At 63.9% G+C, this 26,024-nt stretch carries 19 protein-coding genes and 1 tRNA gene; 16 read left to right on the top strand and 4 right to left on the bottom strand.

Annotated features, from left to right (window positions below):
- Window positions 1–107: 107 nt before the first annotated feature.
- From rpoB to AC1RCS_RS01695, 8 genes are all read left to right on the top strand, one after another.
- Window positions 108–4,220 (top strand): DNA-directed RNA polymerase subunit beta, encoded by a 4,113-nt coding sequence (rpoB, locus tag AC1RCS_RS01660; protein WP_218297386.1) that lies wholly within the window; start codon window positions 108–110, stop codon window positions 4,218–4,220.
- Between the two features lie 21 nt (window positions 4,221–4,241).
- Entirely contained in the window at window positions 4,242–8,477 is a 4,236-nt protein-coding gene (gene rpoC / locus AC1RCS_RS01665) for a DNA-directed RNA polymerase subunit beta' (RefSeq protein ID WP_218297385.1), read from the top strand.
- 152 nt (window positions 8,478–8,629) lie between these two features.
- Entirely contained in the window at window positions 8,630–9,196 is a 567-nt protein-coding gene (locus tag AC1RCS_RS01670) for a LemA family protein (protein WP_218341323.1), read from the top strand.
- Window positions 9,197–9,214: 18 nt separating this feature from the next.
- Window positions 9,215–10,639, top strand: a complete 1,425-nt coding sequence (rsmB, locus tag AC1RCS_RS01675; RefSeq protein ID WP_492245740.1) for a 16S rRNA (cytosine(967)-C(5))-methyltransferase RsmB — start codon at window positions 9,215–9,217, stop codon at window positions 10,637–10,639.
- A gap of 7 nt (window positions 10,640–10,646) precedes the next feature.
- A complete protein-coding gene (locus AC1RCS_RS01680; RefSeq protein ID WP_492245739.1) occupies window positions 10,647–11,258 on the top strand; it encodes a DUF4390 domain-containing protein in 612 nt (203 codons plus the stop codon).
- Window positions 11,255–13,555, top strand: coding sequence for a sensor histidine kinase (locus AC1RCS_RS01685; RefSeq protein WP_218297383.1), 2,301 nt, complete (start codon window positions 11,255–11,257; stop codon window positions 13,553–13,555). Before AC1RCS_RS01680 ends, AC1RCS_RS01685 begins: the two co-directional genes overlap by 4 nt.
- A 38-nt stretch (window positions 13,556–13,593) precedes the next feature.
- Complete coding sequence (locus AC1RCS_RS01690) at window positions 13,594–14,277, top strand: response regulator (protein WP_218297382.1); 684 nt, start codon at window positions 13,594–13,596, stop codon at window positions 14,275–14,277.
- 67 nt (window positions 14,278–14,344) lie between these two features.
- Window positions 14,345–14,420 (top strand) — tRNA-Phe (locus AC1RCS_RS01695).
- Between the two features lie 504 nt (window positions 14,421–14,924).
- Here the strand turns inward: AC1RCS_RS01695 and AC1RCS_RS01700 are convergent.
- Together AC1RCS_RS01700 and AC1RCS_RS01705 are read right to left on the bottom strand one after the other, a co-directional pair.
- Window positions 14,925–15,344 carry a 5-carboxymethyl-2-hydroxymuconate Delta-isomerase gene (locus AC1RCS_RS01700; RefSeq protein WP_492245738.1) on the bottom strand — a complete coding sequence of 140 codons (420 nt, stop codon included), beginning with the start codon at window positions 15,342–15,344 and terminating at the stop codon, window positions 14,925–14,927.
- A gap of 14 nt (window positions 15,345–15,358) precedes the next feature.
- Window positions 15,359–16,339, bottom strand: coding sequence for a Bug family tripartite tricarboxylate transporter substrate binding protein (locus AC1RCS_RS01705; protein ID WP_492245737.1), 981 nt, complete (start codon window positions 16,337–16,339; stop codon window positions 15,359–15,361).
- A 104-nt stretch (window positions 16,340–16,443) separates the two neighbouring features.
- Here AC1RCS_RS01705 and AC1RCS_RS01710 point away from each other — a divergent pair, with 104 nt between their 5' ends.
- A complete protein-coding gene (locus tag AC1RCS_RS01710; RefSeq protein ID WP_218297379.1) occupies window positions 16,444–17,376 on the top strand; it encodes a LysR substrate-binding domain-containing protein in 933 nt (310 codons plus the stop codon).
- Window positions 17,377–17,535: 159 nt separating this feature from the next.
- On the opposite strand, the gene AC1RCS_RS01715 is transcribed toward AC1RCS_RS01710, so the two are convergent.
- Window positions 17,536–18,447, bottom strand: coding sequence for a LysR family transcriptional regulator (locus tag AC1RCS_RS01715; RefSeq protein ID WP_369641171.1), 912 nt, complete (start codon window positions 18,445–18,447; stop codon window positions 17,536–17,538).
- 112 nt (window positions 18,448–18,559) lie between these two features.
- On the opposite strand from AC1RCS_RS01715, the gene AC1RCS_RS01720 reads away from it, so the two are divergent.
- The 6 genes from AC1RCS_RS01720 (at window position 18,560) to AC1RCS_RS01745 (ending at window position 23,739) form a co-directional block, all read left to right on the top strand.
- Window positions 18,560–19,738, top strand: a complete 1,179-nt coding sequence (locus tag AC1RCS_RS01720) for a CaiB/BaiF CoA transferase family protein (protein ID WP_492245736.1) — start codon at window positions 18,560–18,562, stop codon at window positions 19,736–19,738.
- Entirely contained in the window at window positions 19,731–20,711 is a 981-nt protein-coding gene (locus AC1RCS_RS01725) for a hydroxymethylglutaryl-CoA lyase (protein WP_492245735.1), read from the top strand. Before AC1RCS_RS01720 ends, AC1RCS_RS01725 begins: the two co-directional genes overlap by 8 nt.
- A gap of 8 nt (window positions 20,712–20,719) precedes the next feature.
- Window positions 20,720–21,121, top strand: coding sequence for a VOC family protein (locus AC1RCS_RS01730; protein WP_218297375.1), 402 nt, complete (start codon window positions 20,720–20,722; stop codon window positions 21,119–21,121).
- A 90-nt stretch (window positions 21,122–21,211) separates the two neighbouring features.
- Window positions 21,212–22,174 (top strand): Bug family tripartite tricarboxylate transporter substrate binding protein, encoded by a 963-nt coding sequence (locus AC1RCS_RS01735; protein ID WP_369641173.1) that lies wholly within the window; start codon window positions 21,212–21,214, stop codon window positions 22,172–22,174.
- 51 nt (window positions 22,175–22,225) lie between these two features.
- Window positions 22,226–23,608 carry a carboxylesterase/lipase family protein gene (locus tag AC1RCS_RS01740; RefSeq protein WP_492245734.1) on the top strand — a complete coding sequence of 461 codons (1,383 nt, stop codon included), beginning with the start codon at window positions 22,226–22,228 and terminating at the stop codon, window positions 23,606–23,608.
- Window positions 23,551–23,739 carry a carboxylesterase family protein gene (locus AC1RCS_RS01745; RefSeq protein ID WP_492245733.1) on the top strand — a complete coding sequence of 63 codons (189 nt, stop codon included), beginning with the start codon at window positions 23,551–23,553 and terminating at the stop codon, window positions 23,737–23,739. Before AC1RCS_RS01740 ends, AC1RCS_RS01745 begins: the two co-directional genes overlap by 58 nt.
- A gap of 40 nt (window positions 23,740–23,779) precedes the next feature.
- On the opposite strand, the gene AC1RCS_RS01750 is transcribed toward AC1RCS_RS01745, so the two are convergent.
- Window positions 23,780–24,715, bottom strand: coding sequence for a LysR family transcriptional regulator (locus AC1RCS_RS01750; protein WP_218297372.1), 936 nt, complete (start codon window positions 24,713–24,715; stop codon window positions 23,780–23,782).
- A gap of 87 nt (window positions 24,716–24,802) precedes the next feature.
- On the opposite strand from AC1RCS_RS01750, the gene AC1RCS_RS01755 reads away from it, so the two are divergent.
- Window positions 24,803–26,020 (top strand): CaiB/BaiF CoA transferase family protein, encoded by a 1,218-nt coding sequence (locus AC1RCS_RS01755; RefSeq protein ID WP_218297371.1) that lies wholly within the window; start codon window positions 24,803–24,805, stop codon window positions 26,018–26,020.
- Window positions 26,021–26,024 lie beyond the last annotated feature (4 nt).

Genomic DNA, 26,024 nt, shown 5'->3' on the forward strand with positions numbered 1-26,024 from the left:
ACCGTCCGCCATGGTTGGTAGTGGCCAACCGCCAAGCCCGCAAGGACACCTCTCCTTGCGGGTCAGTCGTCGAAGACCCAGGACTCATGTCTTTGCCCGGAGATCTCATGGCCTATTCCTACACCGAACGCAAGCGAATTCGCAAAAGCTTCGGCACCCGCGATAGCGTGCTCGAAGTTCCTTATCTGCTGCAGATGCAGAAGGACGCATACACCGCTTTCCTGCAGGCTGATAAAGCACCCCAGAAAAGAACCATCGAAGGCCTTCAGGCTGCATTCGACGCTGCCTTTCCTATCGTCTCCCACAACGGTTTCGTGGAGATGAAATTCATCGAGTACAACCTGGCCAAGCCCGCCTTCGACGTGCGCGAGTGCCAGACGCGTGGCCTGACGTTCGCGTCGGCCGTGCGGGCCAAGGTGCAGCTGATCATCTATGACCGCGAGTCCTCGACGTCGCAGTCCAAGGTGGTCAAGGAAGTGAAGGAGCAAGAGGTCTACATGGGCGAAGTGCCGCTCATGACCGACAAGGGCTCGTTCATCATCAACGGCACCGAGCGCGTGATCGTGTCCCAGCTGCACCGCTCGCCCGGCGTGTTCTTCGAGCACGACAAGGGCAAAACGCACAGCTCGGGCAAGCTGCTGTTCTCGGCGCGCATCATTCCCTACCGCGGTTCCTGGCTCGACTTCGAGTTCGACCCGAAGGACATCCTGTATTTCCGCGTGGACCGCCGCCGCAAGATGCCGGTCACGATCCTGCTCAAGGCCATCGGCCTGAACCCGGAATCCATCCTGGCGAACTTCTTCGTCAACGACAATTTCCGCCTGATGGACAGCGGCGCGCAGATGGAGTTCGTCTCCGAGCGCCTGCGCGGCGAAGTGGCGCGCTTCGACATCACCGACAAGTCCGGCAAGGTCGTCGTGGCCAAGGACAAGCGCGTGACCGCGCGCCACACCCGCGAACTGGAGCAGTCCGGCACCACGCACATCAGCGTGCCCGAAGACTTCCTGATCGGCCGCGTGGTGGCCCGCAACATCGTGGATGCGGACACCGGTGAGATCATCGCCAAGGCCAATGACGAACTGACCGAGGCACTGCTCAAGAAGCTGCGCAGTGCCGGCGTGCAGGACGTGCAGTGCATCTACACCAATGAACTCGACCAGGGCGCGTACATGTCGCAGACCCTGCGCATCGACGAAACGGTGGACGAGTTCGCAGCCCGCGTCGCCATCTACCGCATGATGCGCCCCGGCGAGCCGCCCACGGAAGACGCCGTGCAGGCCCTGTTCCAGCGCCTGTTCTACAACCCCGACACCTACGACCTGTCGCGCGTGGGCCGCATGAAGTTCAACGCCAAGATCGGCCGCGACGAATCCACCGGCCCCATGGTGTTGTCCAACGAGGACATCCTGGCCGTGGTCAAGATCCTGGTGGACCTGCGCAACGGCAACGGCGAAGTCGATGACATCGATCACCTGGGCAACCGCCGCGTGCGCTGCGTGGGCGAACTGGCCGAGAACCAGTACCGCACCGGCCTGGCACGTATCGAGAAGGCTGTGAAGGAGCGTCTGGGCCAGGCCGAGCAAGAGCCGCTGATGCCCCACGACCTGATCAACAGCAAGCCGATCTCGGCGGCCCTGAAGGAATTCTTCGGCGCCTCGCAGCTGTCGCAGTTCATGGACCAGACCAACCCCCTGGCTGAAATCACGCACAAGCGCCGTGTTTCCGCACTGGGCCCGGGCGGTCTGACCCGCGAACGCGCAGGCTTCGAAGTGCGCGACGTGCACGTGACCCATTACGGCCGCGTCTGCCCTATCGAAACGCCTGAAGGCCCAAACATCGGCCTGATCAACTCGCTGGCCCTGTACGCACGCCTGAACGAATACGGTTTCATCGAAACCCCGTACCGCCGCGTGGTGGAAGGCAAGGTCACGAACGAGATCGACTACCTGTCGGCCATCGAGGAAGGCAAGTACGTGATCGCGCAGGCCAACGCCGTGCTCGACAAGGACGGCCGCTTGACGGGCGAACTGGTCTCTGCCCGCGAAAAGGGTGAATCCATCCTGTGCGGTGCAGACCGTGTGCAGTACATGGACGTGTCGCCCGCGCAGATCGTGTCGGTGGCCGCCTCGCTGGTTCCATTCCTGGAGCATGACGATGCGAACCGCGCATTGATGGGCGCCAACATGTCGCGCCAGGCCGTGCCCGTGCTGCGTCCCGAGAAGCCCCTGGTGGGCACGGGCATCGAGCGTGTGGCCGCCGTGGACTCGGGCACCGTGGTCACCGCGACCCGTGGCGGTATCGTCGACTATGTCGATGCCACCCGCATCGTGGTGCGCGTGAACGACGACGAGGCCGTGGCCGGTGAAGTGGGCGTGGACATCTACAACCTCATCAAGTACCAGCGTTCCAACCAGAACACCAACATTCACCAGCGCCCCATCGTCCAGAAGGGTGACAAGCTGGTCAAGGGTGACGTGATCGCCGACGGCGCATCGACGGACTTCGGCGAGATCGCCATCGGCCAGAACATGCTGATCGCCTTCATGCCCTGGAATGGCTACAACTTCGAAGACTCGATCCTGATCTCCGAGCGCGTGGTGGCCGAAGACCGCTACACCTCGATCCACATCGAGGAACTGGTGGTGATGGCGCGCGACACGAAGCTGGGCGCCGAAGAAATCACGCGCGACATTCCGAACCTGTCGGAACAGCAGCTGAACCGTCTGGACGAGTCCGGCATCATCTACGTGGGCGCCGAAGTGCAGCCCGGCGACACGCTGGTGGGCAAGGTCACGCCCAAGGGCGAGACCACGCTGACGCCTGAAGAGAAGCTCCTGCGCGCCATCTTCGGCGAAAAGGCTTCCGACGTGAAGGACACCTCGTTGCGCGTGGACCAGGGCTCGCAAGGCACCGTGATCGACGTGCAGGTGTTCACCCGCGAAGGCATCCAGCGCGACAAGCGCGCCCAGCAGATCATCGACGACGAACTCAAGCGCTTCCGCCTGGACCTGAACGACCAGCTGCGCATCGTCGAGGCCGACGCCTTCGACCGTATCGAAAAGCTGCTCAACGGCCGCGTGGCCAATGGCGGCCCGCAGAAGCTGGCCAAGGGCACCAAGATCGACAAGGCCTACCTGGCCTCGGTGGAGAAGTTCCACTGGTTCGACATCCGCCCCGCCGAAGACGAAGTCGCCACGCAACTCGAGTCCATCAAGAACGCTCTGGAGCAGACGCGCCACAGCTTCGACCTGGCCTTTGAAGAAAAGCGCAAGAAGCTCACGCAAGGCGACGAGCTGCCAGCGGGCGTGCTCAAGATGGTCAAGGTCTACCTGGCCGTCAAGCGCCGCCTGCAGCCCGGCGACAAGATGGCCGGCCGCCACGGCAACAAGGGTGTGGTCTCCAAGATCGTTCCGGTCGAAGACATGCCCTACATGGCCGACGGCACCCCTGCCGACATCGTGCTGAACCCCCTGGGCGTGCCCTCGCGGATGAACATCGGGCAGGTGCTCGAAGTCCATCTGGGCTGGGCCGGCAAGGGCATCGGCCAGCGCATTGGCGACATGCTGCAGCAGCAGGCCAAGGCCTCCGAGCTGCGCAAGTTCCTGGAAGAGGTGTACAACTCCCGCGGCCGTACCGAAGACCTCTCGCAACTGAGCGATGAGGATGTGCTGAACATGGCGGCCAACCTCACCAGCGGCGTGCCTTATGCCACTCCGGTGTTCGATGGTGCTTCGGAAGAAGAAATCAAGGACATGCTGAAGATCGCCTACCCGGACGACATTGCCGAGCGCAAGGGCCTCACGCCCACCCGCACCCAGGCATACCTGTTCGACGGCCGCACCGGCGAGCGTTTCGAGCGTCCGACGACCATCGGCTACATGCACTACCTGAAGCTGCACCACTTGGTGGACGACAAGATGCATGCCCGTTCGACCGGTCCTTACTCGCTCGTCACGCAGCAGCCGCTGGGCGGCAAGGCGCAGTTCGGCGGCCAGCGTTTCGGGGAAATGGAAGTGTGGGCGCTGGAAGCTTACGGCGCCGCCTACGTGCTGCAGGAAATGCTGACCGTGAAGTCCGACGACGTGGTGGGCCGTACCAAGGTGTACGAATCCATCGTCAAGGGCGAACACGCCATCGAAGCCGGCATGCCGGAATCGTTCAACGTGCTGGTCAAGGAAATCCGTTCGCTGGGCCTGGACATCGAGCTGGAACGCTCCTAAGCAGAAAAGGAAAGAGTCACTATGAAATCGCTACTCGACCTGTTCAAGCAATTCACGCCGGATGAGCACTTCGATGCCATCCGCATCGGCATGGCTTCGCCCGAAAAGATCCGCTCGTGGTCTTTCGGCGAAGTGAAGAAGCCCGAGACCATCAACTACCGCACGTTCAAGCCCGAGCGCGACGGCCTGTTCTGCGCCAAGATCTTCGGCCCCATCAAGGATTACGAGTGCCTGTGCGGCAAGTACAAGCGCCTGAAGCACCGTGGCGTGATCTGCGAGAAGTGCGGCGTTGAAGTCACGCAGACCAAGGTGCGCCGCGAGCGCATGGGCCACATCGACCTGGCCGCGCCCTGCGCGCACATCTGGTTCCTGAAGTCGCTGCCATCGCGCCTGGGCCTGGTGCTGGACATGACGCTGCGCGACATCGAACGCGTGCTGTACTTTGAAGCCTACGTGGTGACCGACCCCGGCATGACCCCGCTGAAGAAGTTCAGCATCATGTCCGAGGACGACTACGACGCCAAGCGCAAGGAATACGGCGACGAATTCATCGCCAAGATGGGCGCTGAAGGTATCAAGGACCTGCTGGAATCCATCGACATCGACCTGTCGATCGAACGCCTGCGCGGCGACCTGACCGGCTCCGAAGTCAAGGTCAAGAAGAACGCCAAGCGCCTGAAGGTGCTCGAAGCGTTCAAGAAGTCGGGCATCAAGCCCGAGTGGATGGTGCTCGAAGTGCTGCCCGTGCTGCCACCGGACCTGCGTCCGCTGGTGCCGCTGGACGGCGGCCGCTTCGCGACCTCCGACCTGAACGACCTGTACCGCCGCGTCATCAACCGCAACTCGCGCCTGCGCCGCCTGCTGGAGCTGAAGGCCCCTGAAATCATCGCCCGCAACGAAAAGCGGATGCTGCAGGAAGCCGTCGACTCGCTGCTGGACAACGGCCGCCGCGGCAAGGCCATGACGGGTGCCAACAAGCGCGCCCTGAAGTCGCTGGCCGACATGATCAAGGGCAAGTCGGGCCGTTTCCGCCAGAACTTGCTGGGCAAGCGGGTGGACTACTCGGGCCGTTCCGTGATCACCGTGGGCCCAACGCTCAAGCTGCACCAGTGCGGCCTGCCCAAGCTGATGGCCCTGGAACTGTTCAAGCCCTTCATCTTCTCGCGCCTGGAAGCCATGGGCATCGCGACGACGATCAAGGCCGCCAAGAAGGAAGTCGAATCCGGCACGCCGGTGGTGTGGGACATCCTGGAAGAGGTCATCAAGGAACACCCCGTGATGCTCAACCGTGCGCCTACGCTGCACCGTCTGGGTATCCAGGCCTTCGAGCCCATCCTGATCGAAGGCAAGGCCATCCAGCTGCACCCACTCGTCTGCGCGGCGTTCAACGCCGACTTCGACGGTGACCAGATGGCTGTCCACGTCCCGCTGTCGGTGGAAGCGCAGATGGAAGCCCGCACGCTGATGCTGGCCTCCAACAACGTGCTGTTCCCCGCCTCGGGCGAGCCCTCCATCGTTCCTTCGCAGGACGTGGTGCTGGGCCTGTACTACGCCACCCGTGACCGCATCAACGGCAAGGGCGAAGGCCTGGTGTTCGCCGACACCGGTGAAGTGCAACGTGCTCTGGACGCCGGCGAGGTCGAACTCGCCGCCAGGATCACGGTGCGCATGACCGAGTGGACCAAGAACAAGGAAACGGGCGAATTCGTTCCGTCCACCTCGCTCGTGGAAACCACCGCTGGCCGCGCACTGCTGTCCGAGATCCTTCCCAAGGGCCTGCCGTTCTCCAACATGAACAAGGCGCTCAAGAAGAAGGAAATCTCGCGCCTGATCAACGTGTCCTTCCGCAAGTGCGGCCTGAAGGAAACGGTCGTGTTCGCCGACAAGCTGCTGCAAAACGGCTTCCGTCTGGCCACGCGCGCCGGTATCTCGATCGCCATCGACGACATGCTGGTGCCTCCACAGAAGGCCGGCATCATCGAGCGCTCCGAGAAGGAAGTGAAGGAGATCGAACAGCAGTACGTGTCCGGTCTGGTCACCTCTGGCGAACGCTACAACAAGGTGGTGGACATCTGGGGCAAGGCCGGCGACGAAGTGTCCAAGGTGATGATGGCCCGGCTCTCCAAAGAGAAGGTCATGGACCGCCACGGCAAGGAAGTGGACCAGGAGTCGTTCAACTCCATCTACATGATGGCCGACTCCGGTGCCCGCGGTTCCGCCGCCCAGATCCGCCAGGTGGCCGGCATGCGGGGCCTGATGGCCAAGCCTGATGGCTCGATCATCGAGACGCCTATCACCGCGAACTTCCGCGAAGGCCTGAACGTGCTGGAGTACTTCATCTCCACCCACGGTGCCCGTAAGGGTCTGGCCGACACGGCGCTCAAGACCGCCAACTCCGGTTACCTGACCCGCCGCCTGGTGGACGTGACGCAGGATCTGGTCGTGACCGAGGAGGATTGCGAAACCTCCAATGGTTCGCTGATGCGCGCCATCGTCGAAGGCGGCGAAGTGATCGAATCGCTGCGCGACCGTATCCTGGGCCGCACGGCCGCAGAAGACGTGCTGCATCCGGAAACCCGGGCGGTGCTGGTCCAGGCGGGCGTCATGCTCGAGGAAGACCTCATCGAGGAACTCGAAGCCGCTGGCGTCGACGAAGTGAAGGTGCGCACGGCGCTGACTTGCGAGACCCGCTATGGCCTGTGCGCCAAGTGCTACGGACGCGACCTGGGCCGTGGCGGCCTGATCAACCTCGGCGAAGCCGTGGGCGTGATCGCAGCCCAGTCCATCGGCGAACCCGGCACGCAGCTGACCATGCGCACGTTCCACATCGGTGGTGCCGCTTCGCGCGCCGCCATCGCATCGAGCGTGGAAGCCAAGTCCAACGGCGTGATCGGCTTCAATGCCACGATGCGCTACGTGAGCAACACCAAGGGCGAGCTGGTGGTGATTGCACGTTCGGGTGAGATCATCATCCACGACGAGCATGGCCGCGAGCGCGAGCGCCACAAGGTGCCTTACGGCGCGACGCTGACGGTCAAGGCCGACCAGCAGATCAAGGCCGGCACCATCCTGGCCAACTGGGATCCGCTGACGCGCCCCATCATCACTGAGTTCGCCGGCCAGACCAAGTTCGAGAACGTCGAAGAAGGTCTCACGGTGGCCAAGCAGGTCGACGAAGTGACCGGCCTGTCCACGCTGGTGGTGATCGATCCGAAGCGCCGCGGCGCTGCCAAGGTCGTTCGTCCACAGGTGAAGCTGATCGACGCGCAGGGCAACGAAGTGAAGATCCCTGGCACCGACCACTCGGTGACCATCGGCTTCCAGGTCGGCGCGCTGATCCAGGTGCGCGACGGCCAGGACGTGGGCCCCGGCGAAGTGCTGGCGCGTATTCCGGTCGAAGGCCAGAAGACCCGCGACATTACCGGCGGTCTGCCCCGCGTGGCCGAGCTGTTCGAAGCCCGCACTCCGAAGGACAAGGGCACGCTGGCCGAGATGACCGGTACCGTGTCGTTCGGCAAGGAAACCAAGGGCAAGGTCCGCCTGCAGATCACCGATCCTGAAGGCCACGTGTTCGAAGAGCTCGTGCCCAAGGAAAAGAACATCCTGGTGCACGAAGGCCAGGTGGTGAACAAGGGCGAGTCGATTGTGGACGGCCCCGCCGATCCGCAGGACATCCTGCGCCTCTTGGGCATCGAGGAACTGTCGCGCTACATCGTGGACGAAGTGCAGGACGTGTACCGCTTGCAGGGCGTGAAGATCAACGACAAGCACATCGAGGTGATCGTTCGCCAGATGCTGCGCCGCGTCGTGGTCGAGAACGTCGGCGAGTCGAACTACATCGCCGGTGAGCAGGTCGAGCGCTCCGAGATCCTCAACACCAACGAGGCGCTGCAGGCCGAGGGCAAGATTCCCGCGACCTACAGCAACCTGCTCTTGGGTATCACCAAGGCTTCGCTGTCGACCGACTCCTTCATCTCGGCGGCTTCCTTCCAGGAAACCACCCGCGTGCTCACCGAGGCTGCCATCATGGGAAAGCGCGACGAGCTGCGCGGCCTGAAGGAAAACGTGATCGTGGGCCGCCTGATCCCGGCCGGTACGGGTCTGGCTTACCACCAGGCACGCAAGGCCAAGGATGCCATGGACGACGCCGAGCGCCGCGCCATCGCCGAAGCCGAAGCGGCCGAGATGGAAGCCCAGGCGGATGCCACCGAAGTCGAGGGCAGTGCCTCCACGGCCACCGACGCAGCTGCTGACTAAGCCCGAGGGCTGTCACTGAAGAGCTCCCGCCCTGTCCCTGGCAGGCCGGGAGCTTTTTTTTGGACACATCGTCTGCGCACCTTTCTTCTTTTCCTTTCTCCATTTACTTTTCGGGCCGGAACGCGTGGTGCACGCGGAGACGGCAGCTGTGCATGTGGTCATCGCCTCTTTTCTGGATTGTTTTTGCCATCGCCGTCTTCTGGGCCCTGGGCGCCTACAACCGCCTGATGCGGCTGCGCTCTGCCGTCGTGCAGGCGTTCGGCAGTTTTGACGCGCACATGGTGCGGCTGGTGGCGCTGCTGGGAGAGTTTGGAGCCGCGCATGCTGTCCAGCCCTCCACCTTGAGTGCCCCGGAACAGGAGATGGCAGCACTGCAGGGCGCCACCACCCAATTGAGTGCGTCGCTCGCAATGGCGCGTGCCCGTCCCCTGCAGGCAGATGCAATCGCCGCTCTGACGGCCGCACGCGATGTGCTGCAGGCTTGCTGGCAGAAGGCGGGGCGCAGGGAAGGGCAGGGCGACCCACCGCCCACAGCGGCTGACGCGCGGGACGCCTTGCCGTCGCCCTGGCAAATCCGGTGGGATGAACATGTCCAGCAGAACGACCAGGCCATTCGCGTCTTCAACGATGCGGTGTTGCACTACAACGCCGCCATTGCCCAGTTTCCCGCGAACCTGCTGGCCTGGGTGTTCGGATTCAAGGCCGCCCGGGGCCTGTAGACCGTTTTCAGGACCACCATGACCCAACCCCCTGCGCGCCCCACGTCTTCTTCCGGGGGGCAACCTCCTTCGCCCCGCCGCCCCGCCCACCCGCCGTCCGGGGGCGGACAGCCGGTGGCGCTGTGGCAGCAGCTGGATGCCGTGGCCGGCGCCTTGCTTGCCATTCGCGGGGGCCAGTCCGGAACCGCCGCCATGGGGGCGGTGGACGTGGGTCTGCGCCCGGGCGTGCAGTCTCTGCTGTTCCAGGTGCTGCGCCAGGCCGGGCGCGCCGAGGCATTGCGCCGCCAGATGGTCGCCCGCACGCCGCCGCCGGCGGCGGATGCCTTGCTGTGCACGGCCCTGGCGCTGTGCTGGAACCCGGACGAATCGCCGTATGAGGCCTTCACGCTGGTGAATCAGGCGGTGGAGGCGGCCAAGCGGAGCGCATCCACCCGCGCGCAGGCCTCGTTCATCAATGGGTGCCTGCGCCGCTTTCTGCGCGAGCGCGATGCGCTGGTCGCCCGCACCGGCGACGACCCGCTGGCCCGCTGGAACCATCCCCAGTGGTGGATCGCACGGCTGCGCAAGGACCATCCCCAGCATTGGGAGCAGATCCTTCAGGCCAACAACGCCCACGCGCCAATGACGTTGCGGGTTAACAAGCAAAAATGCACTCCGGCGCAATACCAGCAAGCGCTAGATGCTATTAATTTGGAAGCGTCTTCGTGGGGCGAGGCCGGGCTGGTGCTGCGGCACCCCGTGCCTGTGCAATCCCTGCCGGGCTTTGACCAGGGCTGGGTGTCGGTGCAGGATGCTGCCGCGCAGATGGCGGCGCCCCTGCTGCTGGACGGCCTGGACCTCGCACAGCCCCTGCGTGTGCTCGACGCCTGCGCCGCACCGGGGGGCAAGACGGCCCACCTTCTGGAGCTGGCCGGTGCTGGCGCCCCTGTACAGGTCACCGCGCTGGAGATCGACGCCGCCCGTAGCGCCCGCATCGGTGACACCATGCAGCGCCTGGGGCTTCGTGCGCAGGTGGTCGTGGCCGACGCCGCACGCCCCCAGGACTGGTGGCAGCAGCACTGCGGGGGTGAACTGTTCGATGCCATCTTGCTCGATGCGCCATGCACCGCCTCGGGCATCGTGCGGCGCCACCCCGACGTGCGCTGGCTGCGCCGCGAGAGCGACATTGCCCAGTTGGCCGCCCTGCAGGCCCACCTGCTGAAGACGCTCTGGCCCCTTCTGCGCCCAGGCGGGCGGCTGCTGTATTGCACCTGTTCCGTGTTCCGCGCCGAAGGCGACGACCAGGTGCAAACGTTTCTTGCACACAACACCGATGCGCAATTGCTGCCGTCGCCGGGGCATTTAATTCCCGGCAACGGGGACAAGCCCGGGGCTGTCCCGGACAATCAACCGGGTGACCACGACGGATTTTTTTACGCACTGTTGCAAAAATCGCCGCAATGAGTCCGTGATGGCTCGGTGGATGGTGGTTTGCGCAATTTTTGTGCTCATGGGATGTGCCGCCCTGCTGCCGGGGCTGGTCGCGGCAGGGCAAGCCGCCGCGCCCGAGGTGGGCGAACTGCGGCTCGAGCGGGCCGAAGACGGCCTGTACCTCAGCACCAACCTGCAGTTCATGCTGCCGGAACTCGCAGAAGACGCATTGAACAAAGGCATTCCCATGTTCTTCGTGGCGGAGGCCCAGGTGCTGCGCGACCGTTGGTACTGGTCTGACCGCCAAGTGGCGGAAACCACCCGCTATCTGCGCCTAAGTTATCAGCCATTGACGCGAAGATGGCGATTGAACATCTCCCCCGTACCGTTCACCAACAGCGGCCTGGGCGTGGTGCTGGGGCAGAACTTTGACGACTATGCCGACGCGTTGTCTGCCATTCAGCGGATTTCACGTTGGAAGATCGCTGAAAACGAGGTGATCGAGGCAGATGCCGTGCACACGGTCAACTTCCGGTTCAGGCTCGACATGTCCCAGTTGCCCCGCCCGTTTCAGATCGGGGCCGTGGGGCGATCCGGATGGAATCTGCTGGTTTCGCGCAGCCAGCGCCTGGCAGCGGAGCCTGCGAAGTGAGCCACCCCGGCGCTCCCCGGCCGGCGGCGGCCTCCGCATCAGCCCACGCTGCCGCACGCCAGTCGCGCGCCGTGCGCTGGGCGGTGGGGGTGGGCGCCGCCGCCATGTCTGCCATCGGCTTGGTGCTGATGTTCCTGCTTACCCTGGCGACCAACAACCGCGCGCTGTACGAGCGCAACTACGCCTGGCTCTTTGGCGTGAACGTGCTGGTGGCGCTGTTGCTGCTGGCCGTGCTGGTCTGGGTGGCGGTGCGCCTGGGCATGCGCCTGCGCAAGGGGCGCTTTGGCAGCAGGCTGCTCGTCAAGCTGGCGGCCATTTTCGCGCTGGTGGGCCTGATGCCGGGGCTGCTGATCTACGTGGTGTCCTACCAGTTCGTCACCCGCTCCATCGAGAGCTGGTTCGATGTGAAGGTGGAAGGGGCCCTGTCGGCGGGGGTGAACCTGGCCCGGGTTTCACTCGACTCGCTGGCCACCGACATGGCCGCCAAGACACGCAACGCGGGTGCGCAGGTGGCCCAGGTGCCCGATGCCGCCGCCGGGCTGGTGCTCGAACGCATCCGCGAGCAGCTGGGCGCCACCGATGTCGTGCTCTGGAACGCTGCAGGGCAGGCGGTGGCCAGTGCCGGCCAGTCGCGCTTCAGCCTGAACCCCGACCGCCCCGGGGTGCCCCTGCTGCGCACCGTGCGCCAGCAGCGCGCCACCGCGCAGATCGAGGGGCTGGACGATATATCGGACCCTGCCGCCGCGCAGAACGCGCGGGTCAAGGTGCTTGCCCTGGTGAGCAGTCCCAGTGTGGGCTTGCTCGTGGAGCCCCGGTACCTGCAAGCCACGCTCCCGCTGCCGCCCGCGCTGGTGGCGAACGCCATCGCCGTGCAGGAGGCCAACCGTGAATACCAGGAGCGCGCGCTGGCGCGGGGAGGCCTGCGGCGCATGTACGTGGGCACGCTCACGCTGAGCCTTTTCCTGGCGGTATTTGGAGCCGTGCTGCTGGCGGTGCTGCTGGGCAATCAGCTGGCACGCCCCCTGCTCGTGCTGGCCGAAGGGGTGCGCGAGGTGGCGGCCGGCAACCTCAGCCCCAAGGCCGTGCTGCAGGGCAAGGACGAACTGGGCGGCCTCACGCGGTCCTTCGCCTTGATGACCCAGCAACTGGCGGATGCCCGGCAGGCCGTGGAACAGAGCATGGGTGAGGTCGATGCCGCCCGCGCCAATCTCCAGACCATTCTGGACAACCTGACAGCGGGGGTCATCGTCCTGGATGCGCAGGGGCTGATCCGGTCGTCCAACCCCGGCGCCACGCGGATCCTGCGCGCACCCATGGCGGTGTACGAAGGGCGTCCGCTGTCCGAGGTGCCCGGCCTTGCCGAGTTTGCGGCATCGATCCAGGGCCATTTCGACGCCTTCCTGGGGGACACCGAACGCCATGGGCTGGACCACTGGCAGCAACCGTTTGAACTGCATGCGTCGTCCGGCGGCGTGGGGCAGCACGCCACCAGCCTCGTGGCCCGGGGGGCCGAACTGCCTGATTCGGCCCGATTGTTGGTTTTTGACGACATTTCGGAAATTGTTTCAGCACAGCGTGCGCAGGCCTGGGGCGAGGTGGCACGGCGCCTGGCGCATGAAATCAAGAATCCGCTGACGCCCATCCAGCTGTCCGCCGAGCGGCTGGAAATGAAGCTCTCGGGCAAACTGCCGGATCCAGAGCAAGCCATCCTGGCCAAGTCCGTCAAGACCATCGTGGACCAGGTGGACGCCATGAAGCGGCTGGTCAACGAATTCCGAGACTACGCACGGTTGCCCGCCGCAGAGCTGCATGCGCTGGATCTCAATGCGCTGGTCGCGGATGTGCTCCACCTGTATGGGGAAGAGAACGCCACCGTGCGTGTGGAAGCCGAGCTGGACCCGCGCTGCCCCAGCATCGCGGGCGACGCGCAGCAACTGCGCCAGGTCGTGCACAACCTGCTGCAAAACGCGCAGGATTCCACGGAACAGGCCCGTGCCAGCACCTCCGAGCCCGTGCCCGCGGTGCGCATCAGCACGCGCTGGAGCGAGTCCTCGCGGCGCGTGCGGCTCACGGTATCGGACAGCGGCGCCGGCTTCCCCGCGCACATCCTTCAGCGGGCCTTCGAACCCTACGTCACCACCAAGCCGCGGGGTACCGGCCTGGGGCTGGCCGTGGTCAAAAAGATTGCCGACGAGCACGGCGCACGCATCGACTTGTCGAATCGCATCGAAGATGGCGTGGTGCGGGGAGCCCAAGTGTCGTTATCATTCGCCCCTGAACCAGCGGTGGCGTCATAACAACACCGCCCCGCAGTACCCAAGGCGCTTCAACACACATGGCAAACATTCTGGTGGTCGACGATGAGCTCGGCATTCGTGATCTGTTGTCGGAAATCCTGAACGACGAAGGTCACAGCGTAGACCTCGCAGAAAACGCAACCCAGGCGCGTGCTGCCCGGTCGGGCAATACTTACGACCTGGTGCTGCTCGATATCTGGATGCCCGATACCGACGGTGTCTCGCTACTCAAGGAATGGGCAACGGCCGGCGTGCTCACCATGCCCGTGATCATGATGAGCGGCCACGCCACCATCGACACCGCCGTGGAGGCCACGCGCATCGGCGCGTTCTCTTTCCTTGAAAAGCCCATCACCCTGCAAAAGCTGCTCAAGGCGGTGGAGCAGGGCCTGGCGCGCAATGCCGCCCACCAATCGGCCCCGGCGGCCGCCACCCAGGCGCCCGTTCACGCTCCCGCCGACCCCACGTTCTCGCAACTGCCGGCCGTATCGGCCGTGATGGCCAGCGTGGACGCCGGCCCGCACGCCCACCAGGGGTTTGATCTGGACCGCCCCCTGCGCGAAGCGCGTGATGGCTTCGAGAAAGCCTATTTCGAATTCCACCTTGCCCGCGAGGGCGGCTCGATGACGCGGGTAGCCGAAAAAACCGGCCTGGAACGCACTCACCTGTACCGCAAGTTGCGCCAGTTGGGCGTGGACCTGGGGCGAGGCAAGCGCACCTAGCAGCACCGCAAAAATTCCTTCAGGTTCTTCAGATGCCTCGATTTTTCTGGTTATAATTTGAGGCTCAGGCCCGGTAGCTCAGTCGGTAGAGCAGAGGATTGAAAATCCTTGTGTCGGTGGTTCGATTCCGCCCCAGGCCACCACTACTCATTTTGTAGTCGTCCATAGACGTCCGCAGAAGTTAAAAAGCCCTAAGTAAATCAACGACTTAGGGCTTTTTTCATTCCAGACCCGTCTGTAGTTATCCGCCCCAAGCCAGCGCAAAGTGGGGGCAACTTTGGGGGCAACTGCTGGGCTCGGGAGCAATATGTCCGGGCGACGCGCTTTCATTCACCATTGAGCGCAGTGATGGATCGAGACGATCCGCCAATGCCGCTGCGGATCAGCCCTTTGGTCCGATTGGCGTGCTTCAAGCTGGACCAGGGCATTCGAATTCCGCAGACGGACTGCCGCTCTGCTCAGATCAGCATTGGACGAAGCGAGCATGGCGTTCGATCTCGCTCACGGTAGCCCTTTGCGCTACGTGCGGCTTGCGGTCTTCGATCGCGGCGCCCAAAGCGACCGTTGGAACTCTGCGGGCATCGCAAAGATGCCGATATCCCTTTCCGGGGTAGACATAGTCTGGGACGTTGGGCAGGACGCTGCTCCTAAGCTGGTTGCCGTTCGGCAAGATCAGGTCGTTGTCTTGCGGTTGGAAGTGGTCCATTCCACTCCCGCTTGAGGTAGTGTGTCTTCGGATGCTCACGCAGAAACACGCAGCATTGCACCCAGTCCATGGGCGCCGGGTGGGCGTCGATTGCGTGAGAAAGATGATCGAACACCATCGCGGCCATCGCGGCGCAGGTATCCGGCGGGCGCGGGTTGGTCAGCATGAGGGTCGCGATCAGTTGCTGCGCTTGCGGATCTACTCCGCACAACTCGGCGGCGATGGGAGTCACGCGCGACTTCAGGTCTGCGAGCACTGCCCATCCGCGCTCCGCCAGCGCATGGTGTAGAGCCCGCAATACAGGCTCCCATTCAATCGCTGCAAGCAGCGGCGGTGAAACCTGGATGGCAATATGCGGCATGGGGGGCTCCGTGTTCAGTCGATCTTGATGCCGACATCGCGGATCAGCTTCTGCCAGCGTGTTCGCTCGCTCGCCATCAGTCGCGCGAAAGCCTGGGGGGAGCTATCGACAGGTACCGAGCCGAGTGCGGCCAGCTTGTCTTGAGTGGTCTTGGTTGCGAGCACTGCGCCCATGTGTTTGACCAACCAGTCCGTGCGGTCGGCCGGCGTGGCAGCGGGGGCCAGGAAACCGTACCAGCCGCCAATTTCGGCATCCACACCCGATTCCTTGAGCGTTGGCACATTGGGCAAGGAGGGAATGCGCTGGGCTGCCGTCACCGCAAGCGCCTTCAGGCGCCCGCTGTGCACATGCTGCAAGATGGCCGGCATGGCCTCGAACACCATGTGAGCCGTCCCTCCCAGCACATCGTTGAGTGCAGGGGCGGAGCCGCGGTACGGAATGTGGAGGATGGACGTACGGGTCTGCTGCTTGAACAGTTCGCCCGCCAAGTGTTGAGGTGTGCCATTGCCAGCAGACGCGTAGAAGTACTTGCCGGGGCTCTTGCGCAGCAGTTCGAGGGCTTCGTTGACCGTCGTCGCTGCAAAGGTGGGGTGCACGGCCCAGAGCAACGGCACCGAAGCGGCCCATGCCAGCGGTGTGAAGTCCTTTGCTGCATCGAAGTTGAGCTTGGGATACAGCGCTGGGTTGGCGGCCAACGGGCCGAGCGCACCCAGCAGCAGCGTATATCCGTCGGCCTCACCGCGTGCGACCGCCTCGGTGCCGATGTTCCCGCCCGCACCACTGCGGTTGTCGACCATCACCGTAGCACCGCTGTGCGTTTGCAAGGCATTCGCCATCAGGCGCGAAACCGCATCCGTAGTAGCGCCTGCTGGATAGGGACACACGATCCGGATCGGCTTTGAGGGAAAAGCCTGCGCGTGAGCGCAGGGCGTCACGCCGAGGGCGGGAAGTGCCGTGGCCGCGCCAGCGTACTGAAGGAAGTTGCGTCTTTTCATCGGTGCACAGTTGGTTGGAGTTGTCTCGTGTTGTAGTGTCGACAGTGCAGCGGGTCTACGCAATTTGCATTTTCTGGTCGTATCTATCGGATAATCCGATAACGATGGGCACACGCGACCGCGATCCACTTGATCTTGTCTCCTTGCGCCAGTTGCGCTACTTCGCGGCAGCGATGCGTGCGCGCAGCTTCAATGCAGCTTCGCGCGATGCCTCGATCTCTCAGGCGGCCCTGTCGGAGCAAATCGCCTTGTTGGAATCGACCCTCGATGTGCATCTGTTCGACCGTACGAGCGGGCGCGCCATTGCGACGGTCTCTGGGCAGGAGCTTGACCGCCGGGTTTCGGCCTGTCTGATGGAACTGCAGTCGGCCCTGCGCGATGCGCGCCAACGTGCGAACACCGTGGCAGGGCTGGTCCGCGTCGGCCTGGTGCAGTCTTACGCTGGATGCTGGGTACTCCCCGTGGTGCGCACCGCGCAAGCTCAGTGGCCGGAGCTTTCGATTGCGCTGCGCAGACGGACTGCACAAGCCTTGATCGAAGGCGTTTTGCGCGGTGATCTTGATCTTGCTGTCAGTTTCGACCCGGAACCACATGCGGATCTTGAAGTCCTGGCATGTTTCGAGGAGTCTGCTGTTGCTGTCGGGTTGGGGGCCAGAAGGCGCTCGCTGAGCCTCGCCGACGTCGCGAAGCATCCTCTGGCATTGCTTCCCGCCGAGTATTCAATGCGCCGCCAGCTCGACAACGCCTTTGCCGCGCTGGGGCTGAAGCCAAACGTCCAACTTGAGTCCGATGCGCTTGAAGATCTTGTGCATGCTGCGCGTGAAAACAGCATGGTTGCACTGCTCAACGGCGCTGCCGCGCTGAGCCTGGATGTGAACGACGCCACCCCTTTGGCTGACAAGAATCTACGCAGGCAAGCCTGCCTGGTGCGCTCACGCAGCCGGCATCACAGCCTGGCTGCCCGGCATCTTTGGGATGCGCTGTCGGCCGCAAGCCCCAGGCAGCCGGTATCGTGGGTCCGACGATCAAAAAACTGAAGAAGACAAGGCCCGGTAGCTGCCATGGCCTTGAGCGGGAACACTTCGCCAGGCGTCTCGACTTCCATCTCGCCTAGGCTAGCTACCCTTGCATCGACGTTCCCAAGAACCAGTGGACTGGCACTGAGCCGTCCCGCGGTTTGCGCACACTGCTGGTTCTCAACAGGAACTCGCGGCGGACAGCCTCAGGTGGTCTCGCAGAAGTCCCGCCGCGGCTGAACAGGACGGCGACACTCCGAGGAGAAGGTTGCGCCTGGCCCACGGCTCACTCAAATGGACCGTCTTGAGTGGATGGGGTTGCGTATTTCTCAAGACGGCAACTGGCAAGACTCCAATCCCGAGGTTCGCGTTGATCATCTGGCACATCGCGTCGAAACTGCGGACCTGCACGCGAACGCGCATCACTTCGCCATATTGCTCTGCGGCTCGCGAGGTCAATTCAAGCAAAGAGCTCCCACGATTCAGGCCCACAAAGTCGTACTTCAGGCATTCCCTGAAGCTGACCCGCTTCCGCTTTCCCAATGGATGGTTGTGCGCACAAACGGCCACAAGAAGGTCTTGCTGGAATCGCTCCACGTTCAAGTCGCCGACCGCCGTGTTCTCGGCGAATATGCCAATGTCCGCAACGCCTTCGACCACCGCGCGGACGATGTCACCGCTCAGTTGCTCTTCGAGCTCCACATGGATGTCGGGGTACTCGGCCATGAACGTGGAGAGGCACCCAGGCAGGAACTCCGTCAGTGCGGACATGTTGGCCCACAGGCGGACATGGCCGCGTATCCCTTTGGTGTAGTCCCGGATCTCGCTGCTGAACTGTTCGAACCCCTGGAAAAGCCGAAGTGCATGCTGCATTGCCAAGTGGCCAGCAGGTGTCAGTTGGACTCCACGGGATGTTCTATCGAAGAGCCTTGTTCCCGAAGCGTTTTCAAAGTCCGACAGCCGCCGGCTCGCGGCCGAGACAGCGAGACTGCAGGCTTCAGCCCCCCGTGTAACGCTGCCCGCCTGCGCGACTGCGCAAAAAAGCCTGAGGGTGACGAAGTCAACGCGTGCGGGGTTGATGAGCGTGGGCATGGGTCAATTCTAGGAAGGTTTCGCAAAACGCGAATGCCGTGCCAAAAATGAGCAATTCCACGACAGCAATGATCCTCCTACAGTCGCCCCACAGACAACGGATAAGGCGAACGTGCAAGCACTCCACGGAATCAAGGTACTGGAACTCGGGCAGCTGATTGCGGGCCCGTTTGCTGGCAAGACTCTGGCCGACTTCGGCGCGGATGTCATCAAGGTGGAGCCGCCAGGGGTTGGCGACCCGCTGCGAAAATGGCGCCTGCTCCGGGAGGGCACCTCGGTCTGGTGGGAGGTCCAATCCCGCAACAAGAGGTCGGTCGCACTGGACCTTCGCACGCCCGAAGGCCAGGACGCAACCCGTGCGCTGCTCACCGAGGCAGACGTGGTCATCGAGAACTTCAAGCCCGGAACCATGGAGGCCTGGGGTCTGGGTTGGGAGACGCTGCATGCGCTCAATCCCAGGCTCATCATGCTGCGTATCTCTGGGTATGGGCAGACGGGGCCCTACAGGCAGAAGCCCGGCTTCGGCGTTCTCGGCGAGGCCATGGGCGGCCTGCGCCACCTGACGGGCGAGCCTGGGCGGGTGCCGGTGCGCTGCGGCATCTCCATTGGGGACAGTCTGTCCGCCATGCACGGAGCCCTCGGCGTCATGCTGGCTCTCTACCACCGTGATGCCCGGGGCGGCGAAGGCCAGGTGATTGACGTCGCCCTCTATGAGAGTGTCTTCAACATGATGGAGAGCCTGGTGCCCGAATACGACGTCTTCGGCGCTGTGCGTGAGCGCTCGGGCAGCGCGCTGCCAGGAATCGCGCCGACCAATGCCTATCGGTGCTCTGATGGTGGCTATGCGCTGATTGCGGGCAATGGCGACAGCATCTTCAAACGGCTCATGGCTGCCATAGGCCGGCATGACCTGGAGCATGAACCGGCACTTGCCCAGAACGACGGCCGTGTCGCACGGGTTCAGGAAATCGACGCCGCCATCGAGGCATGGACACTCACCAAGTCGCTCGCCGAAGTGCTCAACGTGCTCGACGAGGCCAAGGTGCCTGCAGGCAAGGTCTACACGGTGGAGGACATCGTGCACGACCCCCAGTACATCGCCCGGGAAATGATTGTCGAGCAGGAAACCGCCGACGGAACGCGAGTGAAGGTACCCGGCATCGTTCCCAAGCTCAGCGCCACACCCGGACGTGTTTCATATCCAGCGCCTCTGCTGGGAGAACACACCCACGTCCTGTCGGAAACCGCAGGATGGCCAGCACGCAGCGAGAAGGAGGCCCACCATGTTTGAGGGCAGGGCGATCAAGCTCAAGATCAATGAGGTCGGCCCCCGCGACGGCCTTCAGAACGAGGCCGCGTTCGTAGAGACCGACGACAAGGTGCGGTTGGTGGACCATCTGAGCGGACTGGGGTACTCCAAGATCGAAGTGACGTCGTTCACCTCGCCGACCGCAATCCCTGCGCTCAGGGATGCCGAGGCCGTCATGCTCCGCATTCGGCGCGAGCCCGGTGTTGTGTACACCGCGTTGATTCCCAATGTCCGTGGCGGCGAGCGCGCCCTGGAGTGCCGGGTCGACGAATTCAACCTGGTGATGTCGGCCAGCGAAACCCACAACCTGGCCAACCTGAGGATGACCCGTCCACAGTCGCTGCGCCAGCTGGGTGATGTGGCTGCCCTTGCCGTGTCGGCCAAGGTACCTGTGAACATTTCGCTGTCCTGCGTGTTCGGTTGCCCCATGGAGGGAGAGGTGCCGCAGGCCACCGTGCTGGACCTGGTGGGTCAGTTCGTTGGCCTGGGTGCAACGGGCGTCACGCTTTGCGACACGACGGGGATGGCATACCCCACCCAGGTCCATGGCATCTGCGAATCAGTCGCCAAGGCCTATCCCCAACTGAACATCACCGGCCACTTCCACAACACGCGGGGGATGGGCCTGGTCAACACACTTGCGGCGGTCGAGGCCGGCATCCGCCAGTTCGACATGTCGCTGGGCGGCATCGGTGGCTGCCCCTATGCCCCTGGTGCGTCCGGCAATGTGGCCACGGAGGACGTGGTCCACATGCTGCAGTGGATGGGCTACGACACGGGTGTCGATGTTCCTGGTCTCATCCAGGCGGCCCACGAGCTGGAGCGGCTGATTGGCCACGAGCTCCCCGCCCAGGTGAGCCGCGCCGGTGAACGCCTCAAGCGCCATGCGCCACCGGCGGGCTTCGATGAAATCCGGGAGCGCGCCGTCGCTCGCAACACGGCATCTGCAAAGTAGTCCACACCATGATCAGCCACCTCGACCACCTGGTCCTTACCACTGCCAACGAGACAGAGTGCGTTCGCTTCTACACCGAAGTACTGGGGATGAAGCTGGAGTCCTTCATCGGTGGCACGCCCCCGGTGGAGCGCCGGGCCTTCAAGTTCGGCAGCCAGAAAATCAACCTGCATGTGAAGGGGCGGGAATTCGAGCCCAAGGCCCACACGCCTGTACCCGGCGCGCTGGACCTGTGCTTCCTGGCATCGGTTCCGCTCGACCAGGTCATCGAGCACCTGCGGCAGCATTCGATTCCCATCGCCGAGGGCCCGGTCCTGCGCACGGGCGCCACTTCCAGGATTCGCTCGATTTACCTGCGCGACCCCGACTTGAACCTCATCGAGATTTCTGAGCTGGCGCCTGCGGGCTAGCCGCCGAACACTTCCCCGATTCTCTCAGCCCGGATGGCCTCACGGCACCCGGGATGGGGATGCTTTTCCCACAAAAAAAAGGAGACAGACATGATTCGTAGAAATGCATTGCTGGGCATCGCGGTGTGCGCGGCGTTCGGGGCTGCGCACGCGGAAACCTACCCCTCCAAACCCGTCACGCTCGTGGTGCCCAGTGCCCCGGCGGGTTCCACCGACATCGTGGCCCGCCTGATTGGCGAGCAGCTGCAGACGGCGCTTGGCCAGGCCGTCGTGGTTGACAACAGGCCCGGCGGCAGTGGGAACATCGGCACCGAGTTTGCGGCCCGCGCACCGGCCGATGGCCATACGCTGCTGGTCCAGTACTCGGGCTATCACGTGGGCAACCCCGCGCTGTTCTCGCAGATTCGCTGGAAGACCTCTGACTTTGTGCCCATCGCGCTGGTGATGCGCGCACCGCACGTCGTGGCGGTCAGTGCCACCCTTCCGGTCAACAGCCTGAAGGAGTTCATCGCCTACGGCCAGAAGAATCCCAAGGGCCTGTTCTACGCATCTTCTGGCAATGGCTCGATTCAGCACATTGCCGGCGAGATGTTCGGCAAGCAGTCCAAGGTCCCTGTGACCCATGTGCCCTACAAGGGCGCTGGTCCGGTCATCACCGACCTCATCAGCGGCCAGGTCGACATGTTCATCACGACGCCGCCATCCGTCATTGGCCAGGTGCAAGCGGGCAAGTTGAAGGCCCTGGCGTATGCGGGGCCCAAGCGCCATCCATCCCTTGCGAATGTGCCGACCGCTGCCGAGGCGGGGCTGCCCGGCTACGAAGTTGAAAGCTGGTTCGCCGTCTTCGCCCCCGCCAAGACACCTTCCGCCATCACGGCCCGCCTCGCCGCAGCCATCAAGACTATCGTCGAGAGCGACAACTACAAGAAAAAGATCGAAGACCAGGGCGCCTTCGCCGCCTACATGGGCCCCGCAGAACTGGGCAAGTTCGTGGACCAGGAAACAGCCGCGTGGGCCAAGGTGGTTCGCGAAGGCAACATCAAAGCCGAGTGAGGGGGCAAGGGCATGAAATTCGCACTACGTCTACTGACGACGGGTCTGTCCATGGGCCTCCTGATTTCCTGCGCATCCCCCGGTGGTGGCGCTGACACCGGCCTCGCCACGGCACGGACCGAGTCGGGCGTTGTCCGTGGCCACGGCACGGACGTGAAGAAGTTCTACGGCATCCCCTACGCCGCCGCGCCCGCCGGCGACCTGCGCTGGAAGCCGCCGCAGCCAGCCGCCCCATGGACCGGTGTGCGCGACAGCACCGCGTTCGGCGACTACTGCGTCCAGCCGCAGGAGTACCCTGAGCAGCGCGGTGGCATGAGCGAGGACTGCCTGAACCTGAATGTCTGGACACCGGCCCGGCGCAAAGATGAACGCCTGGCGGTCATCGTCTGGATCCATGGTGGCGGGTTCGCGTACGGCGCAGGCTCCCATCCCTCCTACGATGGCGAAGCCCTTGCCCGCCGCGGCGTGGTCGTCGTCACACTGAACTATCGCCTCGGCCTGCTGGGCTTCATGGCCCACCCCCAACTCACTGCGGAGTCGCCCCAGCGGGCCTCGGGCAACTACGGCCTGATGGACCAGGCGGCCGCGCTCAAGTGGGTGCAGCGGAACATCGCGGCCTTTGGTGGCGACCCGGCCAGGGTGACCGTGATGGGCCAATCCGCCGGCGCCCATGCCATCAGCACGCTCATGACCACGGACATGGCCCAGGGCACGTTCCAGAAGGCGATCATGCAGAGCGTGGGTGTGATGCGCCCGACGATGGCGCTGAAGGATGCGGAGCTGTACGGGCTGCGTTTCGGCAGCGACCTGGGCGCGCTGCGCAAGCTCCCTGCTACCGACTTCGTGGAATTGCTCAAGAAGCAGCCCTCTGGCCGGTCTCTCGCCACCGGACGGCCGGTGAGCATCATCAACGATGGCTACGCCGTGAAGACGCCCGACTACCAGGCGTACGCCACCGGCAAGTTCGCCAAGGTCCCCATCCTTGTTGGAAACAACGAGAACGAAGGGGGCGGGGCCACCCGCAACTGGTCCATCAAGACCGTGGCGGATTTTCAGGGCTTCGTCCAGCAGTCCTTCAAGGGCAGGGAGCAGGCAGCCTGGGCCGCGTACGCCGTGGCCAGCGACGACAAGGTTCCTCAGGCGCTGGCCGACCTCTACGCTGATACGGAGTACCTCTTTGGCACGCGGGAACTGCTGGCGCGTTACCAGGACCATGGCCTGAAAAGCTACCGCTACGTGTTCATCCGCCATCGCAATGAGGCGGCGGCAATGCCCATCCACGGGGATGAGCTGCAGTTCGTCTTCGACAACTGCAGTCACCGCACCGCGGGAAGAACCGCCCCTTCAATGCTGTCGATGCAACCGTCGCAAGAACGATGGCGGATGCCTGGGTGCAGTTCGCAAAGACCGGCGACCCCAACGGCCAGGGCTTGAGTGCCTGGAAGCCGTACAGCGCCCAAGAGCAGTCGTACATGGAGTTTGGAGCCAGTCCGGCCCTGCGCGCAGGTTACAACGGCAAGGGCATCGACTTCGTGCGCGACCACTTCAGCTCAGCTGGGCGCTGATGCACCTGCGCAAGGGGCATCCCCGCCGCTGTCTGGCCACCTAGGCAGGCGCGTCGCCAATCCACTCTGCTGGCCAGAGCCCTTGCTCAACCAGCGAGCGCATTTCCTCGGTCACCAGCGAAATCATGGCCGCGGTCGCCGGCGTCACGGGGCGCGTCATCGAGGTCGCACATGCCACCTGGCGCGGGATGTGCGGCCGGGTGATGGTGGTGACCGCCAGGTGGCCCGCCTGCACCTCGTCGGCAACCGCGCCCGGCGACAGGATGGTGCTGGCCATGCCTTCCTGCACCGCCTTCTTGATGTTCGGCAGCGAGTCAATCTCCGCAATCACTTCCAGCTCCACTCCATGCTCCGCGCACACCCTGTCGATGATCCTGCGCAACCCGTGTTCCTGGGCGGGAAGCACGAGCGGGCGGGAGGCCAGAGACTTCAAGGAAATCTCCCTGGTGGCAGGTGTGTCCTGGGGCGTGGTCACCAGCGCGAGCCGTTCTTCAAGAAGCAGGCGGTACTCGAAAGCCGGCTCATTGCCGGATACGAACAGAACCGACAGGTCCAGCCGTCCGGCGCGCAGCCACTCGCCCAGAAAGCCGCTGTGGCTCTCGATGATCTTGAGCTTCAGCTTCGGGTACCGCGTCCTGGTGGCGCGCAGGATGGGCAGCGTTGCCACCAGCGCCACGGTCGTCGGCAACCCCACGGCCATCTCACCCTGGATGTCCAGTGCCGAATGCTGAACGGCACTGCGGGCCCGCTCGATGTCGGCAAGCACAACCCGCGCGTGTTCAAGCATGGTGCGGCCCGCATCCGTGAGGGTCATTCCCCGGTTCGTCCGCACGAACAGCTGCACCCCCAGCTCGCCCTCCAGCGAGGAAATGCTCTGGCTCAGCGCTGGCTGCGCCACGTGCAAGGTCTTGGACGCAGCCAGCACGCCCCCCGCCTCACAGACCCCAATCAGGTACCGAAGTTGGCGCAGTTCCATTGATATTGATTTTTGCGATATCCAGTAGATGTCGAATGTATTTTACAGATATCAGCTGAAAACAGAGACTTGCCCCAGGAGCTACTGATGAACCCACAAAACCACTCTTCGGCCCGTGGCGGCACGCAACCCCTGTCGGGGGTGAAAGTCGTCGACCTCTCGCGCCTGGTGTCTGGAAACATGCTGACCCACGTGCTCGCAGACCTCGGCGCCACGGTCATCAAGGTGGAGCCGCCGCGCAAGGGCGACGAGCTGCGCGCCTGGCAGCGCGAAGGCATGAGCACCTACTGGCTCGCGTACAGCCGCAACAAGGACAGCGTCGAGCTCAACCTGCGCACCGGGGACGACATGGCCAGGCTGACGGTTCTCCTGGCCGATGCCGACATCCTGGTCGAGAACTTCCGCCCTGGCACGCTGGAGCGCATGGGACTCGGCAAGGACCGGCTCAATGCCTTGAACCCGAAGCTGGTGGTGGTTCGCATCTCCGGCTGGGGCCAGACGGGCCAGTTTGCAAGCAAGGGTGGTTTCGGCTCGCTGATTGAAGCCATGAGCGGCTTCGCGGCCATGAATGGCTTCGCCGACCTGCCGCCGGTGCTTCCACCCTTCGCCATGGCCGATTCCGTGGCCGGCATCTACGGCGCCGCGCTGGCGCTCGCCGCGCTCCATGGCCAGCGTGGCAATGCGAACGCATCGGTCCAGGAGATTGACCTGTCGTTGTTCGAACCGCTGTTCTCCATCCTCGGGCCCCAGGCAGCGGAGTTCCAGCTGACGGGCAAGTCGACGCCGCGGTCGGGCAGCCGTTCGCCCACCCATGCACCGCGCAACGTCTACAAGACCCGCGACGAGAAGTGGGTGGCCTTGTCGGCCGGCATGGAGGGCACGCTGGCCCGCTTGTTCGAAGGCATCGGCTACCCGCAAGGCCTTCAGGACCCGCGGTTTTCCTCCCATGAGGCGCGGCTGAAGAACATAGACGCCCTGGATGCGCTCATCCAGGGGCACATCACCCAACTCACGCTGCCGGAGGCGCTGGAGTTCTTCGCGGTGCGGGACATCACTGCCGGCCCGGTCTGTGACATCGCGGACCTGCTGGAGCATCCCTATATCGCCGAAAGCCAGCTTCTGGTCGACCAGGTCGCTCCAGATGGCCGGACGGTATCCGTCCATGCGGCGCCTTACCGCATCAATGGGCAGCGCCCCCCTATTCGCCGCGGCGCGCCTGCGCTCGGCCAAGACAACACCGCCTGGTTTGGCGCCGCCAAGCCGTCTGCCGAAGCAGGTCCCGCTGCAGCCGCACAACCCACTTGATGCC

This window comes from Acidovorax sp. GW823-FHT01C06, from assembly GCF_058798375.1.